This window comes from Streptomyces sp. NPDC005761 (assembly GCF_040630635.1).
Classification (GTDB): domain Bacteria; phylum Actinomycetota; class Actinomycetes; order Streptomycetales; family Streptomycetaceae; genus Streptomyces.
Window position 1 is genome coordinate 217741 of the sequence record NZ_JBEXXX010000004.1, and the last position, 15640, is coordinate 233380.

At 71.0% G+C, this 15640-nt stretch carries 17 protein-coding genes and 1 tRNA gene; 8 read left to right on the plus strand and 10 right to left on the minus strand.

The genetic code is table 11. The features are described 5' to 3' along the window. Positions 1 to 21: 21 nt before the first annotated feature. Complete coding sequence (locus ABZ434_RS06280) at positions 22 to 330, minus strand: hypothetical protein (RefSeq protein ID WP_359132488.1); 309 nt, start codon at positions 328 to 330, stop codon at positions 22 to 24. Between the two features lie 280 nt (positions 331 to 610). Then, a complete protein-coding gene (locus ABZ434_RS06285) occupies positions 611 to 1144 on the minus strand; it encodes a DUF3574 domain-containing protein (RefSeq protein WP_359132489.1) in 534 nt (177 codons plus the stop codon). Between the two features lie 214 nt (positions 1145 to 1358). On the opposite strand from ABZ434_RS06285, the gene ABZ434_RS06290 reads away from it, so the two are divergent. Next, positions 1359 to 2090 (plus strand): hypothetical protein, encoded by a 732-nt coding sequence (locus ABZ434_RS06290; RefSeq protein ID WP_359132490.1) that lies wholly within the window; start codon positions 1359 to 1361, stop codon positions 2088 to 2090. 33 nt (positions 2091 to 2123) lie between these two features. Next, a tRNA-OTHER gene (locus ABZ434_RS06295) sits at positions 2124 to 2210 on the plus strand. A gap of 316 nt (positions 2211 to 2526) precedes the next feature. Here ABZ434_RS06295 and ABZ434_RS06300 read toward each other — a convergent pair. Next, positions 2527 to 3144, minus strand: coding sequence for a peptidase (locus ABZ434_RS06300; RefSeq protein WP_359132491.1), 618 nt, complete (start codon positions 3142 to 3144; stop codon positions 2527 to 2529). Between the two features lie 28 nt (positions 3145 to 3172). Further along, positions 3173 to 4384: a pyridoxal phosphate-dependent aminotransferase gene (locus ABZ434_RS06305; RefSeq protein ID WP_359132493.1), complete on the minus strand. Its 1212-nt coding sequence runs from the start codon at positions 4382 to 4384 to the stop codon at positions 3173 to 3175. A gap of 85 nt (positions 4385 to 4469) precedes the next feature. Between ABZ434_RS06305 and ABZ434_RS06310 the strand changes: the two genes are divergently transcribed. Together ABZ434_RS06310 and ABZ434_RS06315 are read left to right on the plus strand one after the other, a co-directional pair. Beyond that, positions 4470 to 5147 (plus strand): helix-turn-helix domain-containing protein, encoded by a 678-nt coding sequence (locus ABZ434_RS06310; RefSeq protein WP_359132494.1) that lies wholly within the window; start codon positions 4470 to 4472, stop codon positions 5145 to 5147. 90 nt (positions 5148 to 5237) lie between these two features. Continuing rightward, positions 5238 to 5753 (plus strand): cupin domain-containing protein, encoded by a 516-nt coding sequence (locus ABZ434_RS06315; RefSeq protein WP_359132496.1) that lies wholly within the window; start codon positions 5238 to 5240, stop codon positions 5751 to 5753. 58 nt (positions 5754 to 5811) lie between these two features. On the opposite strand, the gene ABZ434_RS06320 is transcribed toward ABZ434_RS06315, so the two are convergent. Beyond that, positions 5812 to 6177: a nuclear transport factor 2 family protein gene (locus ABZ434_RS06320; RefSeq protein ID WP_359132497.1), complete on the minus strand. Its 366-nt coding sequence runs from the start codon at positions 6175 to 6177 to the stop codon at positions 5812 to 5814. 78 nt (positions 6178 to 6255) lie between these two features. On the opposite strand from ABZ434_RS06320, the gene ABZ434_RS06325 reads away from it, so the two are divergent. Beyond that, positions 6256 to 6903, plus strand: a complete 648-nt coding sequence (locus ABZ434_RS06325; protein ID WP_359132498.1) for a uridine kinase — start codon at positions 6256 to 6258, stop codon at positions 6901 to 6903. On the opposite strand, the gene ABZ434_RS06330 is transcribed toward ABZ434_RS06325, so the two are convergent. Both ABZ434_RS06330 and ABZ434_RS06335 read right to left on the minus strand, forming a co-directional pair. Continuing rightward, positions 6904 to 7824, minus strand: coding sequence for a PfkB family carbohydrate kinase (locus ABZ434_RS06330; RefSeq protein ID WP_359132500.1), 921 nt, complete (start codon positions 7822 to 7824; stop codon positions 6904 to 6906). After that, positions 7821 to 8762, minus strand: a complete 942-nt coding sequence (locus tag ABZ434_RS06335; protein ID WP_359132502.1) for a pseudouridine-5'-phosphate glycosidase — start codon at positions 8760 to 8762, stop codon at positions 7821 to 7823. The genes ABZ434_RS06330 and ABZ434_RS06335 overlap by 4 nt, the downstream gene beginning before the upstream one ends. Before the next feature lie 143 nt (positions 8763 to 8905). Between ABZ434_RS06335 and ABZ434_RS06340 the strand changes: the two genes are divergently transcribed. Next, positions 8906 to 9268, plus strand: a complete 363-nt coding sequence (locus tag ABZ434_RS06340) for a cupin domain-containing protein (RefSeq protein WP_359132504.1) — start codon at positions 8906 to 8908, stop codon at positions 9266 to 9268. 119 nt (positions 9269 to 9387) lie between these two features. Here the strand turns inward: ABZ434_RS06340 and ABZ434_RS06345 are convergent, their stop codons facing one another. From ABZ434_RS06345 to ABZ434_RS06355, 3 genes are all read right to left on the minus strand, one after another. Then, positions 9388 to 10686: an MFS transporter gene (locus tag ABZ434_RS06345; protein WP_359132505.1), complete on the minus strand. Its 1299-nt coding sequence runs from the start codon at positions 10684 to 10686 to the stop codon at positions 9388 to 9390. 53 nt (positions 10687 to 10739) lie between these two features. Beyond that, a complete protein-coding gene (locus ABZ434_RS06350; RefSeq protein WP_359132506.1) occupies positions 10740 to 11282 on the minus strand; it encodes a methylated-DNA--[protein]-cysteine S-methyltransferase in 543 nt (180 codons plus the stop codon). 77 nt (positions 11283 to 11359) lie between these two features. Further along, on the minus strand, positions 11360 to 12325 hold the full coding sequence (locus ABZ434_RS06355; protein ID WP_359132507.1) for a glycerophosphodiester phosphodiesterase family protein: 966 nt from the start codon (positions 12323 to 12325) through the stop codon (positions 11360 to 11362). Between the two features lie 212 nt (positions 12326 to 12537). Between ABZ434_RS06355 and ABZ434_RS06360 the strand changes: the two genes are divergently transcribed. Together ABZ434_RS06360 and uvrB are read left to right on the plus strand one after the other, a co-directional pair. Continuing rightward, a complete protein-coding gene (locus tag ABZ434_RS06360) occupies positions 12538 to 13431 on the plus strand; it encodes an MHYT domain-containing protein (RefSeq protein WP_359132508.1) in 894 nt (297 codons plus the stop codon). A gap of 62 nt (positions 13432 to 13493) precedes the next feature. Beyond that, a complete protein-coding gene (uvrB, locus tag ABZ434_RS06365) occupies positions 13494 to 15617 on the plus strand; it encodes an excinuclease ABC subunit UvrB (protein ID WP_359132509.1) in 2124 nt (707 codons plus the stop codon). Positions 15618 to 15640 lie beyond the last annotated feature (23 nt).

The window sequence follows — 15640 nt, forward strand, 5'->3', positions numbered from 1 at the left end:
CGCCGGTGGGGCGCCGGGCAGTCAGCTGTTCAGGAAGATCAGCAGACCGATCAGCAGCACGGCGACGACGGGCAGCATGATCAGCCGTGCCTTGCGGAACGACTCGTCGTCCTGCTGCGCGAGCCCTCGGGCGGCGCCGTGGACGGACGCCAGGTGCTCCCCGGCCATGTCGATGAGCCGCCTGGTCGTCAGGAGCGACGGCGACCAGTCGCAGTGCGTGCAGACGAGGAAGTCACGGTACGGGTCGTACCTGAAGTCCCGCTCGATGTTGACCGTGAAGACCTCCCCCTGCTCGGTCGTGGCGGTGAAGTGACGTACGGGCGTACCCATCCGGCTTGCTCCCTGCTGGTCGACGTCCGGTGCCCCCGCACCCGGCCGCGGAACAGTACCCGACGGCTCAGGCGCCGGGTCGGGCGGGCAGCACGGCGTCCCCGACGGCGGCGGCGAAACCGGGCGGGAGCGGATCGCTCCGCAACGGGGCCCGCTTCCGGGCGGCCCCGCCAACCAGGACGGGCGACAGCATCGGGTCGACGCCCGGGGCGAGCTCGCCGCGCGGCGGCTCTTGTGAACACCGGCCGGGATCGGAAGTCGGCCGGCCGCGTCTCCGGGTTCAGAAGTCGGCCGTCGTGCGCTCCTCCAGCCGTGCCACGGAGTCCTGGGCGTAGGCCTTCTCGTAGGCGTTGCGGATCCGCTCGATCTGCGGACCGCGCACCCGGGCCTCGGACGCCGGGTAGAGCAGGGTCAGTTCGTAACTGCGCTCCCGCTCGATGACCCCGTTGGAGTCCCGCCACTGCCCCCGGCCGTCCTGGATGGTCAGCCCGTCGGGGAAGCGCGGGGTGACTTCGGCGTCGATGAAGTCCAGGAACTGCCGATCGGTCACGTCCGGCCCGCCGTCGGGGCGTTCGGTGCCGAACAACAGTCGCGTCTCGACGTAGTCCTTGCCTCGCGCGCCTGCCGCCGGCCGGACGTCGGCTGGGGAGCCGGCGCCCAGCGTGGCGTATGCGACAGGTGTGCCGACACCCAGGACTCCGAGGCAGACCGTGGCCGCGGCGAGCGCGGCGCGGTGCCGCGGGCGGTGACGTACCTCGGGGGAGCCCGGGACGGCCGGGCTCCGCGAACCGGTGGAGCGGGGGAGACGGGACATGGGTGACCTTCGTGCCGGATGCGGGGGAGGGGCGCGAATGCGCGGGGCTCACTGTGGCAAGCCGCGGACGCCGCGCCGCGGCGGCACAGGGCCGTCGCGCGGAAACCACCCGAACGGGCGGGCGTCGCCCACCGGCGTACCCGACCGGGCGGATACCTCAGGTGCGGCAAAAACGGCTGGTGCGGGGGGTGTTGCTCTTGCTAGCTTCCTGGACGTGGCGAAACTCAATCAGATCATCGCAGTGGAGAAGGGCGTCAAGTCCAAGGCTCACCAGGACCTGACGGCGGCGCATCACGGCCTCCAGAAGACCGGGCTGCTGGCCGGGATCTCCCGGACCTATCAGCCCAAGGACGAGGAGGGCGAGCAGTTGCCGCCCGAGTCGACCCTGGTGCAGATCAAGGCCGAGGACGTGCTGCGGGAGACCGCGTCGACCCTGACCCGTCTCTTCGACGTGACCGCCACGAAGGACTGGGCGAACTGCGCGGCCCGCGCCGACGTCTCGGTCGACGGACGAGTCCTGGTGAGCGGTGTGCCGGTGTCGTATCTGCTCTTCCTGGAGAAGCAGCTCACGGACATCAACACCTTCGTCCGCAAGCTGCCGGTGCTCGACGCCTCCGAGGCCTGGAGCCAGGACCCGTCCACGGACTCATGGAAGACCGAGCCCGTGCGGACCCTGCGGACGAAGAAGGTGCCCCGCAACCACGTGAAGGCGGAGGCCACCGAGAAGCACCCGGCTCAGGTGGAGGTCTACTACGAGGACATCCCGATCGGTTACTGGACGACGGTGAAGTTCTCCGGGGCGCTGCCCGCGCGGCGGATCAACGAACTGCTCGACCGGGTGGAGAAGCTCCAGCAGGCCGTCAAGTTCGCCCGCGAGGAGGCCAACGGCGTGGACGTCACGGACCAGCGAGTGGGTGATGCGGTCTTCGGTTACCTCTTCGGGTGACCGACCATGGAATCCCCGGCGGCCGTCGAAGCCGCCGGGGTGCGCGAGGAGCGCAAAGCTGAAACTGAAGTTTGTCGTGACGACGCGGTTCAAGTGGAGGTTCGAGTCCTCCCCCCGGCACTTCCGCACTTCCCGTACGGATACGGGCCGGGGTGGCCCAAATGGCAGAGGCGACCGCGATCAATCTCAGACTCTTGCTCCAGACTCAGCATGCGCCGCCTATCGCCGGATCAACCGGGCCCGTGCCCGTGTGCGTCGAGATGCCGGTTCGACTCCGGCCCGCGGAGCTTCGGTCCGCGGTCGTCTAAAGGCAGGACGCGGCGACATAAGACTGACACGGACCCTTAAACGTGCCGGCGTGTCGTACAGGTGGCAATCACAGGGCTCGGGGGCCGGCTACGCCCCCGGGCCCGCTCCCGTTTCCGAGGCCCGCGTGTCATCCCGCCGGGCGCAACGACACCCCGCGCCCGGCGAAGAAGGGCTCGAAGCCGGCCAGCGGCAGCTCCGCCGCCCGGGTCGCGGCCGTCGTGCCGGACGGGTTGTGGAAGTGCACACCCGTGCCGTCGGACGTGCGGGACGTCACGAGCACCAGGTGGCCGCCGCGTCCCGGTGCGGGCTTCTGCGGGTGGCGGATCGCGTAGTGCACGGACGCCATGACGAACCGGCCCTCGTCCAGCAGGTCCAGGATCTCGGTCGGTGCGAGGTGCCGGTGGACCGTGGCGTCCAGGCCGTGTGTCTCCCGTGCGTATGCGGCGAAGGGCGCGTACACCAGGCCCCGGATCGCGCCGTCGCCGTCCTGCGTGTAGGCCCCGTACCCCAGCGCGCCGTCCCGCAGCGCGAAGAGTGAGGGGGCGTCGGCGCCGAGCGCCATGCGCAGGCAGGTCATCCCGCACAGATGGCCTGCCCAGCGCGCGTACTCCGCCGGCGAGTTCGCGCCGGAGTCCGCCCAGGCGGGATCGGACGCGGGGTCGAGCCCGCCCTCGACGATCGGCCCGACGAGCTCGAACGAGGCGAACTGGGTGTGCACGGGGACCTGGCAGGCAGGACAGCTCACGATCGGTATCCGTTCGTCGCCGACAAGGTCACTGCCGGTAGCCGCTCAGGAAGCGGCCGATGCGGCTGATCGCCGCGTCCAGATCGTCAGCGTACGGGAGGGTCAGGATGCGGAAGTGGTCGGGCCGCGGCCAGTTGAAGCCCGTGCCCTGCACGACCTGGATCTTCTCGCGCAGCAGCAGGTCCAGGACGAACTTCTCGTCGTCGACGATCGGATGCACCTTCGGGTCGATGCGCGGGAAGGCGTACAGCGCGCCCTTCGGCTTCACGCAAGACACCCCGGGGATCTCGTTCAGCTTCTCCCAGGCGCGGTTGCGCTGCTCGTGCAGCCTGCCTCCGGGGACCACCAGTTCCCGGATCGACTGGCGGCCGCCGAGTGCGGCCTGGATCGCGTACTGCGCCGGGGCGTTGGGACACAGACGCATGGAGGCGAGCATGGTCAGCCCCTCGAGGTAGCTGCGGGCGTGCTGCTTGGGACCCGACACCACCATCCAGCCCGAGCGGAACCCGGCGACGCGGTACGTCTTCGAGAGACCGCTGAAGGTGAGGCACACCAGGTCGGGGGCGAGGGCCGCCACGCTGTGGTGCACGGCGTCGTCGTACAGGATCTGGTCGTAGATCTCGTCCGCGAACACCATCAGTCCGTGCCGGCGGGCCAGGTCGAGGATGCCTTCCAGTACTTCGCGGGGGTAGACGGCACCGGTCGGGTTGTTCGGATTGATGATCACGACGGCCCTCGTACGGTCGGTGATCTTCGAGGCCATGTCGGCGAGGTCGGGGTTCCAGTCCGAGGCCTCGTCACACACGTAGTGCACGGCCTTCCCGCCGGCCAGCGTCGTCACCGCGGTCCACAGCGGATAGTCGGGGGAAGGGATGAGCACCTCGTCGCCGTCCTCCAGAAGCCCCTGCACCGCCATGGAGATCAGCTCGGACACGCCGTTGCCGAGAAAGACGTCGTCGACGCCGATCTCGCTGAGCCCCATCGCCTGGTAGCGCTGCGCCACGGCCCGGCGGGCGGACAGGATGCCGCGTGAATCCGTGTAGCCGTGGGCCTGCGGGAGCATCCGGATCATGTCCTGGACGATCTCCTCCGGCGCTTCGAAGCCGAACAGCGCCGGATTGCCCGTGTTGAGCCGCAGCACGCTGTGGCCCGCCTCCTCCAGGGCGTTGGCGTGCTCGATGACCGGGCCCCGGATCTCGTAGCAGACCTCGTTGAGCTTGCTGGACTGGCGGAATTCCATGCGGTGCCTCCCCGACCCGATTGCGATACTTGGTTTTACCAAGCTTGGGCTTGGAAAGTCCAACAACATGTCTAGACTGCGTCGCATGCCACGTCAGCAACAGCCCGCAACCCGCCCGGTCCGCCGACGGAGTTACGACCAGTTCTGTGCCGGTGCCCGGGCGCTCGACGCGGTCGGTGACCGGTGGACCCTGCTGATCGTCCGTGAACTGCTGGCCGGTCCCCGCCGCTACACCGATCTGCACGCCGACCTTCCCGGAGTCAGCACGGATGTTCTCGCCTCCCGGCTCAGGGACATGGAACAGGGTGGGCTCGTCACCCGTCGCAGGCTGCCGCCGCCCGCCGCCGCCTCGGTGTACGAACTGACCGAGCGCGGGCATGGGCTGCTGCCCGTCCTCGCCGCGCTCGCCGAGTGGGGGGCGCCGGCACTCGTGGAGCGGCGGCCCACGGACGCGGTCCGGGCGCACTGGTTCGCCCTTCCGCTGCTGCGCGCGCTGGACGGATCCGCCGGTGCGGCCGCGGGCGGGGTGGTCGATGTGCACCTGGACGAGGGCGAGTTCCATGTGCGTACGGGGAGGCCGGCGCCGGGTGAACCGGTCTACGGGGACGGGCCCGCCACGCGCGCCGATGCGCGCATCGTCCTCGATGCCGAGCTGTGTCTCGCGCTGGGGCGGGGGGAGCTGACGTTCGCCGAAGCGGTGGAGGCCGGACGGATCGAGGTCTCGGGCGAGGGGCCGCTGGCGGTGGAGCTGCGCGGCGCGTGACGGACGCAGTGGCGTGATTCGTGCGGTCAACTTCTGGGTAGTGTCGGGGCATTTGGGATGTCCGGGACACCGAACTGAAGGGGGTTGTCCGTGAGAACGGCAGAACAACTGGAGCGACAGGCACGGCAGGGGCGGCGGTGGCAGCCGGGGCGGCTGGGCAAGGGCCTCGTCATAGCGGGCTGCGTGGCCGCGCTCGGCTTCGTACCGGCGGCGGCCGTCGCCACCCCCGGCAGCGGGGTGAGCGGCACCGTGGTCGCTGTGGGCACCTCGGTGGGCAAGCTGAAGGTGAAGGCGCCGAAGGGGCGTACCGACGTCACCTTCCGGACGATCACCGTTGAGCCGGGCGGTTCCACCGGCTGGCACACCCACCGCGGCCAGCTCATCGTCGTCGTCAAGTCCGGGACGCTGACCCGCACCCTGGACGACTGCACGGTCGAGGCGACCCCGGCGGGCACGTCCTTCATCGAGCCGTCCGGGGCGAAGCACCGTCATGTCGGACGCAACCTGGGCACCGAGCCCGTGGTCCTCTGGGTGACCTATCTGCTGCCGGAGGGCAGTCCGCTCTCCGACGACGCCGATGCGGTGGACTGCGGCACGGAGAAGTGATGCGAGGCACCCGCTCTCTGGCGCCCCGGCCGGCCACCGAGCCGCCGGGCGCCGACCGTCAGCGGGCGAGTGTCTCCCCGTACGCGCCGAGGCCGGCGCTGACCAGGCCGTCGCGGAAGGTCAGCACCTCGTACACCCGGCCCCCGATCTGATTGCGGTAGTCGATCACCAGCGTGTCGACGCTCACCCGTACGTCCATCACCTCGAACTCGAGGTCGGGAATGAGCTCGAGACCGCGCGCCCAGTACGCGCGCAGCCCGGCCTTGCCGCGGACCGTGCCCGAGGCGTCGCCGGTGAACCGCGCGATCATGGGAGAGCTGAACGTCACGTCCTCGTGATAGTGCGCCAGGATGCGTTCCAGGTCGTGGGAGTTCCAGGCGGCCTGCCAGTCGGCGGCGAACGTGCGGGCGAATGCGAGATCCATAGGCAGGACGGTAGTGGACCGGACCGGGCAGAACCGGCGCGGGCCGCGGATTTTCGGCATCGGGGGCACGATGGGCACGTGCGATTCGAAGCGATCACCTGGGAACGGCTGGCGGACGGGCTTGCCGCGCACGCCGATGCGCTGAAGCCGGCCGACGGCGGGCCCTGGCTCAAGATCGCCGTCGACGGCGCCCCGGCCGCCCGCACCGGCGAACTGGCCGAGTCCGTCGCCCAGGGGCTGCGGCTGCTCGGCCGCGCTGTACTCCCGGTCTCGACCGACGGGTTCCTGCGTCCGGCCTCTCTGCGCTACGAGTACGGCAGGCGGGACCCCGACTCCTACTACGGCAGCTGGTTCGACACCGGGGCCCTGTGGCGGGAGGTGTTCGGCCCGCTGGAGCCCAGTGGCAGCGGGCGGGTGCTGCCCGACCTGTGGGATCCCGCGACGGACCGGGCCACGCGGAGCCCGTACCGGCACCTGCCGGAGGGCGGAGTGCTGGTCCTGCACGGGCCGTTGCTGCTGGGACACTGGTTCCCCTTCGATCTGAGCGTGCACCTGCGGCTGTCGCCGGGCGCGCTCCGGCGGCGCACGGAGGAGGGCGAGCAGTGGACGCTGCCCGCCTTCGCGCGGTACGAGGACGAGGTGGCGCCCGCCGAGAGCGCGGACGCGGTCGTCAGGGCCGATGACCCGCACCATCCCGCCTGGACCGGACTGCGGCAGGGCGGGTAGTCAGTCCCGCGCCCGGCCTTGTCCGGCGGGCAGCGGCGGCCGCCCGCCCACCGTCGTGACGGCCTCCGCCCCCGCCCGGCACCCCGCGGCGGCGGCCGCCGCATCGTCGGCGCCCGCCAGCCGGGCCGCGAGAAAGCCCCCGGTGAACGCGTCGCCCGCCCCGGTGGAGTCCACGGCTGCGGGCACCTGCCCGGCCGGCACACGGGCGGTCACGGCCCCCGCGGTGGCCAGCAGACAGCCGCCCTCGCCCAGGGTGACCACGACCTGACGGACCAGCAGGCTCAGCTTGGCGGCGGCGTCCGCCGGTTCGGGGAGCCCGGTGAGCAGCCGGGCCTCGTCGGCGTTGGGCAGCAGGAGATCCGCGCCCTCGGCCAGGGCGAGGAAGCGGTCGACCCCGTGGTGGGCGAGGAAACCGGCCGACGCCGGGTCGATGCTCACCGGAATGCCGCGCCGCCCCGCCTCCCGCAGGGCGAGCAGGGCCGTCGCACGACTGGTCGCCGCGAAGAGGAGGTACCCGGACAGGTGGAGATGGGCGATGCCGTCGAGCATCGAAGGTGACCAGTCGTCGGGGGAGAGCCTGAGTACCGCTCCGCTGTCGGTGAGGAAGGTGCGCTCCGCGGACGGGTCCACCAGTGCGACGACCGTGCCGGTCGGCGCCGCGTCGTCCACGGCCAGCAGTGCGCGCACTCCCGCGCGCCGCAGGAGGTCCTGGTGCCAGTCGGCGGAGTCGGCGCCGACGCGGGCCACCAGCCGTACGTCCCGGATTCCTGAACGTACGGCCCAGCAGGCCACGTTGGCCCCCGCGCCGCCGGCCCGCGTCCGGATCCTGGCCGTCGTGTCCGTGCCGTGGACCAGCGCCGAACCGTGCCGCGCCACCACGTCCGTGACCACGTCCCCGACGACGAGAAGGCCGCCGGTCACCGGGCGGCCCAGGCCGTGGCGATCCGTGCCGCGAGCGCCACATTGCCGCGGACCGCCGCCAGGTTGGCCTCCAGCGACGCCCCCTTGGTGCCCCGCATCAGATGAGCGAGCAGAAAGGGCGTGACCGCCTGTCCCGCGATGCCGCGCTCGCGGCACGCGTCCAGCGCCTCGGCCAGCACCCGGTCGTGCAGGACGGGATCCAGCTGCTCGTCCTGCGGTACGGGGTTGGCCACGATCAGCGCGGCCTCCGGGCCGCCGAGCATGTCCTGTGCCCCCATCACGTCCGCCACCTCTTCGGGCGTCCGCGCGGTCCAGTCGACCGGCTCGCCCGAACTGCTCAGATAGAAGCCGGGGAACCGGTCGGTGCCGTAACCGAGCACCCCCACCCCGAGGGTCTCCAGTCGCTGCAGCGTCGCCGGCACGTCCAGGATCGACTTCACTCCCGCGCAGACCACGGTGATGCCCGTCCGCGCCAGCAGTCGCAGATCCGCGGACTCGTCCTGTGTCTCCGTCCAGCCCCGGTGCACGCCCCCGAGCCCGCCGGTCGCGAAGACGCGCAGGCCCGCCCGTGCGGCGAGGAACGCGGTCGCCGAGACCGTCGTCGCACCGCTCGCCCCCGTGGCCAGGGCCGGTGCGAGGTCCCGATGCCCCAGCTTGCGCATCGCGGGGTCCTCGGCGACCCGTTCCAACTGGACCTTGTCCAGGCCGACCCGGGCGCTGCCGTCCAGCACGGCGACCGTGGCGGGTACGGCACCGGCGGACCGCACGATCTCCTCCAGCTCCTCGGCGACGCGAAGATTGCGCGGGCGGGGCAGCCCATGGGCGATGATCGTCGACTCCAGGGCGACGACGGGCCGGTGCGCGGCGAGGGCGTCTCGCACCTCGGCGGAGAGAACCGGAACGCGGGGGGTGGTGCCGGACGACTCAGTCTGTGACATGTTCACATCCCTGTCGCGGACGGCATGCGCTCAAACGTGGACCCCTCCGGGCGGCCGGAAGTCGTTGACCGGTGCACCGGCAGCGATCTCTCATCCCGTCCTGGTGGCGAGAGGTCCGAGAGCGGTGGCTAAGGTGACCGGCCATGACCACATTTGATCAAGCTCCTGCCTCGTTCGCCGTGCACATCCCGGACGCCGTGCTCGAACCGGAACCCCTCGAGCCCGGGCAGATCGTGTCGGGTGACCCCGAGGTCAGCGGCAAGGTGCTGTGGGAGTCGCCGGACGGCAAGCAGCTGCGCGGGATCTGGCAGATCACGCCCGGAGTGGTCACGGACACCGAGGCCGACGAGCTGTTCGTGGTGGTCAGCGGGCGAGCGACCGTGGCGGTCGAGGGCGGCGCCACGCTGGAGATCGGGCCCGGTGACGCCTGCGTGCTGCGCGAGGGCGACCGTACGACGTGGACCGTGCACGAGACGCTGCGCAAGGCGTACCACATCAGCCTCTGACCAGCCTTGGGCCCGGGGCCCATGTCCGTCGTCGGACTCCCCTCTGCCGCGTGACGCCCGGCACACATTCGCGGCGGTGCCGAAATGCCCTGGGGGGCCCGGCCCCGGGCCCCCCGGTCTCAGGCCGTGGCGCGGCGGGCGAGGGACCGGCGCAGTGCGAGCGCCGCCATGGGCAGCAGCAGGCACGCTCCGGTCAGGTTCAGCCAGCCGTAGCCGGCCTGGGAGACGATCACGCCGGCGACCGCGCCGCCGATGCCCGCCGATGCGTTCATGGTGAGGTCCGACAGGCCCTGTACAGCGGCCCGCGCCTCCTGCGGTACGGAGTCGGTCAGCAGCGCCGAACCCGCGACCAGGCCCGCGGACCAGCCGAGACCGAGGACGAACAGGCCCGCCGCGGTCCTGCCGTGGGCGGCGCCCGCGGTGCCTGCCAGCAGAGCGGCGAGGGCGAGCAGTCCGGCCGCCAGCCCGATGACGGTGAGGCGGCCGAAGCGGTCGGACAACCAGCCCATCACCGGCGAGAACGCGTACATCCCGGCGATGTGGCCACTGATCACCAGGCCGATCAGCTGGAGATCCGCGCCGTGGTGACCGAGGTCGACCGGTGTCATCACCATGATCGAGACCATCGCGGTGTGCGAGACGGTCACGGTCACCAGGGCGAGCCGGGCCATGGGCGACGCCCGTACGGCCGCGACGCCCGCGCGCAGTGAACGGCCCCCGCCCGACCGGCTCTCCTGCGGGGCCAGGGCGCGTGCGGTGAGGAGGGGGTCGGGCCGCAGCAGCACCGCGACCACGACGGCGGCGAGCAGGAAGATGCCGGCCGCCCAGAGGAACGGGCCGGCTGTCTCCGGGACGGCGGTGCCCCGGAAGACCCGGCCTGCCGGCGCGGCGATGTTGGGCCCGAGCACCGAGCCGATGGTGGTGGCCCAGATGACGGTCGAGATAGCCCGGCCGCGCCGGTCGGGCTCGGCCAGGTCGGCGGCGGCGAACCTGGCCTGCAGATTGGCCGAGGACCCCGCACCGAACCCGGCCATGCCGAGCAGCAGCAGCGGGAAGCTCTCCACCATGGTCGCCAGCACCACGAGACCCGCGCCGAGCGCGCCGATCAGATACGCCAGGACGAGGCCGGGGCGACGGCCGCGCGAGGTCATCAGCGCGGCCAGCGGCAGCGACAGCAGCGCTGTGCCGGTTACCGACGCGGTGGGCGCGAGGCCCGACAGCGCCTCGGAGCCGCTGACGCGTGTCGCCAGCACGGGGGCCAGGGCGATGCCGATGGGCACGCCGAGGCCGCCGAGTATCTGGCTGACGATGAGCACGGCGGACGTCCTGCGCCGGAGCCCGGGCAGATCGGCCTCGGTGACGCCTCCGGCGGGACTCGGTTCGCCGGGGGTGTCGGGGGCGTCGAGGGTGTTCGTCACCGACGCAGTGTGCCAGGCGGTACGCCAGGTCCGGACCCCGCAGGGTCCCCGGCTCAGAACAACGGCTGCGGCAGCACACCCTCCAGGGCCAGCAGCTGCCGCTTGGTCTCCAGACCGCCACCGAAGCCGCCGAGCCCCCCGTCGCTCTCCACGACCCGGTGGCAGGGCACCACCACGGGCAGCGGGTTGGACCCCATCGCGGCGCCGACCGCCTGAGCCGCTCCGGGCTGACCCACCCGGTCGGCGAGGTCCCCGTACCCGGCGACCGCGCCGTACGGCACGCCCGCCGCCAGCTCGCGCAGCACCTGGCGGTTGAAGCCGCTGGTCAGGGACCAGTCCAGGTCGAGCGAGAATTCCCGCAGCGTGCCCGCGAAGTACGCCGCGAGCTGGCGTATCGGCTCGGCGAGCCGGGCGGAGCCCGGTGACTCCACGGGTTCGGCGCCCAGTCGCGTGCGCAGCCGGTCCAGCACCTTGTCGCGGACCTCCGGCCGGGCGTGGAAGACCACGGTCACCAGGCCGGAGCCGGTCGCGGCCAGCAGGAGAGGGCCGATGTCACTGTCGATCACGGCCCACTCGACAACCCCGTCGCTGTTCATGGGAACCACCGTACGGCCGCCCACTGACAACGGACGGTGGGCTGCCGTACGGCTGTGCTCCCGGTGGGCCCGAGAGGTCAGCCGGTGGCCTCACGCACGACATCGGGGGTGTTGGTGATGATGCCGTCCACGCCGTAGCCGGCCACCCGGAGCGCGTGCTCCGCGTCGTTGACCGTCCAGGTGCTGACCCGGAGCCGCTTGTCGTGGGGGCCCTTCAGCGCGTGCACCGCCGCCACGTACTCGCCCGAGACCGAGGTGTACGCCGGGTTGATCTGGTCGGTGAACTCCGCGTACGAGGGCAGATCGGCGACGGCCGGGGTGCCGAGGAAGCCCGTGATGACGTCCGGGCGCTGTTCGTGCACCGTGCGCACGCTGTCGGCGCCGAAGCTCTGGATCACCAGGCGGCCGCGGACGTGCTCGCGGTCGAGCCACCCCTCCTGACGAAGGACCCGCAGGGTCGCCCGCTCGATTCCGGGATAGGTCTCGGGGCTCTTGATCTCCAGGAGCAGGTTCTGTCCGTTGCGCCCGATCCGGTGCAGATACTGCTGGAGGGTGGGCACCCGGGCCCCGGCGTACTGCGGACCGAACCAGCTGCCCGCGTCCAGCCGGGCGATCTCGGAGGCCGTGAAGTCCTTGACCGCCCACGGTGCGCGGCCGGGGAAGACCTCCTCGGCGTCCGTGGTCCGCTTCAGACCGGTGTCGTGGATGACGACCAGGACCCCGTCCCGGGTCAGCTGGACGTCGTTCTCCACCCAGTCGATGCCCAGATCGTCGGCCCTGTCCACGGCCGCCAGAGTGTTCTCCGGCGCGTACGCGGACGCCCCCCGGTGGGCGATGACGACCGGGTCACCCGTGCGGCCCCGGGCCACGTCGCCCGCCGTCCGTACCCCGGTACCGGCGGCGACGGTGTGGGCCACCGCCGCGGGGCCGGCCGACGCGGCGTCCCGGCCCGGTGCATCGGCGGTCGTACCCGACATCAGCAACGTGCCGACGCCCAGCAGGGCGGCGACGGCGACGGAGGCGGTTGCGGTGCTCGCGTACACGTGGACTCCTTGCGTCAGAGTTGCGGACGGCCCGAGGGTCCCAGCCGCCCCCGAACGGGGAGCAGGTGAAGGATGGCCACGACGTGAACGCACGCCGGGGACCGGGTCACGGGCCGCTGCCCCAGTCGATAAAATGCAGCTCTTCTGTTTGTCTGCCGGGCCTTGCGCCTTAGGGTCATCCGCACCCGGGCTTCTGCGAAGGGCGTACGAGCATGCAGGGCACAATCGACGGTTTCGGCTACGGGGCGGTCACTCCCGTGGCCGCTTTCCTCATGGCCTGTCTCGGTGCGGCCCTGGGCCTGCGCTGCACCGCCCGGTCGTTGCGCACCGAGCGCTCCTTCAAGGCCGGCTGGCTGGCTCTGGGCGCGACCTCCATAGGCTCGGGCATCTGGACGATGCACTTCATCGCGATGGTGGGTTTCACCGTCGAGGAGGTGCCGATCGGCTACGACAGGCCGATCACCTTCGCCAGTCTCGCCGTCGCGATCGTCATGGTCGGTATCGGAATCTTCCTGGTCGGGTACCGCGGCGCCACCCGCATGGCGCTGGTGACGGGAGGAACGATCACCGGGCTCGGCGTGGCCTCCATGCATTACCTCGGCATGGCCGGTATGCGACTTGATGGGCAGTTCGAGTACGACACGATCACCGTGTCCCTCTCCGTCGTCATCGCCGTGGTGGCCTCGACCGCCGCACTCTGGGCCGCGGTCTCCATTCACGGCTTCCTGCCCAGCCTCGGCGCCAGCATCGTGATGGGTGTCGCGGTCAGTGGCATGCACTACACCGGCATGGCGGCCCTCAGGGTCCATCTCCACCCCTCCGCCCCCACCGGAGGCGCCTCCGGTTCCGGCGACAGCGCGACCGCTCTGCTCGTCCCGATGCTGATCGGCCCGGCCTGCTTCCTGCTGCTGGCCGCCGTCGTGGTGATGTTCGACCCCCTGGTGGTCATGGGAACCCCCGACTGGGACGACCCCGAGACCACCCGCGGGGCCCGGAGGCCCGGGGTCCCGGCCCAGCGCCAGGTGCCGCGGTTCGGTACGCACGCCGACCCGGCCTCGTTCCACTCGCAGCAGCGCCAGGACTCCGCCCAGCCCCACGACTGGTGACCGGAGGCCGCCGCGGGCGCTGACCCGGCCCCGTTGTCAGTGGGGGGTCGTACGGTGGTTGCATGCGGCCCGTTTCGAAGATCGAACGTTCGGTGGCGCCTTTCGAGGTCGTCAGTCCCTACCAGCCCAGTGGCGACCAGCCCGCGGCCATCGCGGAGCTGGAGCGGCGCGTCAGGGCAGGTGAGAAGGATGTCGTGCTCCTCGGCGCGACCGGCACCGGTAAATCGGCGACCACCGCCTGGATGATCGAGAAGCTCCAGCGCCCCACCCTGGTCATGGCGCCGAACAAGACACTCGCCGCCCAGCTGGCCAACGAGTTCCGCGAGCTCCTGCCGAACAACGCCGTCGAGTACTTCGTCTCGTACTACGACTACTACCAGCCCGAGGCGTACGTCCCGCAGTCGGACACCTACATCGAGAAGGACTCCTCGATCAACGAGGAGGTCGAGCGGCTCCGCCACTCCGCCACGAATTCGCTGCTCACCCGGCGCGACGTCGTCGTGGTCGCCTCCGTGTCCTGCATCTACGGCCTCGGCACCCCCCAGGAGTACGTGGACCGCATGGTCCAGCTCAAGGTGGGTGACGAGTTCGACCGCGACCAGCTGCTGCGCCGCTTCGTCGAGATGCAGTACACCCGCAACGACCTGGCGTTCACCCGGGGCACCTTCCGGGTGCGGGGCGACACCATCGAGATCTTCCCGGTCTACGAGGAGCTCGCCGTCCGCATCGAGATGTTCGGTGACGAGATCGAGGCCCTCTCCACGCTCCACCCGCTCACCGGCGAGATCATCAGCGAGGACCGATCGCTCCACGTCTTCCCCGCCAGCCACTACGTCGCGGGCCCCGAGCGCATGGAGAGGGCGGTCGGCCGCATCGAGCGGGAGCTGGAGCAGCGCCTCGCCGAGCTGGAGAAGCAGGGCAAGATGCTGGAGGCTCAGCGGCTGCGGATGCGTACGACGTACGACATCGAGATGCTCCGCCAGATCGGCACCTGCTCCGGCGTCGAGAACTACTCGATGCACTTCGACGACCGCGACCCCGGCACCGCCCCCCACACCCTCCTCGACTACTTCCCCGAGGACTTCCTCCTCGTTCTCGACGAGTCGCACGTCACCGTCCCGCAGATCGGCGCGATGTACGAGGGCGACGCCTCCCGCAAGCGGACCCTCGTCGACCACGGATTCCGTCTGCCCTCGGCCCTGGACAACCGCCCGCTGAAGTGGGAGGAGTTCCTGGGACGGATCAACCAGACGGTCTACCTCTCCGCCACCCCCGGCAAGTACGAACTCTCCCGGGGCGACGGCTTCGTGGAGCAGATCATCCGGCCCACCGGTCTCGTCGACCCGGAGATCGTCGTCAAGCCCACCGAGGGGCAGATCGACGACCTGGTGCACGAGATCCGCAAGCGCACCGAGAAGGACGAGCGGGTGCTGGTCACCACCCTCACCAAGAAGATGTCGGAGGACCTCACCGACTACTTCCTGGAGCTGGGCATCCAGGTCCGCTACCTGCACAGTGACGTCGACACCCTGCGCCGTATCGAACTGCTGCGGGAACTGCGCTCCGGCGAGTACGACGTCCTGGTCGGGATCAACCTCCTGCGTGAGGGACTCGACCTGCCCGAGGTGTCGCTCGTGGCCATCCTCGACGCCGACAAGCAGGGCTTCCTGCGCTCGGCGACCTCACTGATCCAGACCGTCGGGCGCGCGGCCCGTAACGTGTCGGGGCAGGTCCATATGTACGCGGACAAGGTCACACCGGCGATGGCGCAGGCCATCGACGAGACCAACCGCCGACGCGAGAAGCAGATCGCGTACAACACCGAGCGCGGACTCGACCCGCAGCCGCTGCGTAAGAAGATCAACGACATCGTCGCGACGATCGCCCGCGAGGAGATCGACACCGAGCAGCTGCTCGGCACCGGATACCGCCAGACCAAGGGGACCAAGGCGCCCGTGCCCACGCTGGGCATCAAGGCCGGTGCGGCCAAGGGGAAGGCCGGAGGGGGCGAGGCGGCGGTCACCGACCGCCCGGCCACCGAACTCGCCGGGATCATCGAGGAGATGACCGACCGGATGCGTGCGGCCGCCGCCGACCTGCAGTTCGAGGTGGCCGCACGACTGCGTGACGAGGTGGGGGAGTTGAAGAAGGAGTTGCGCCAGATGCGTGAGGCGGGCCTGGCCTGACCACGCCGCACCTGGTGTGTTGC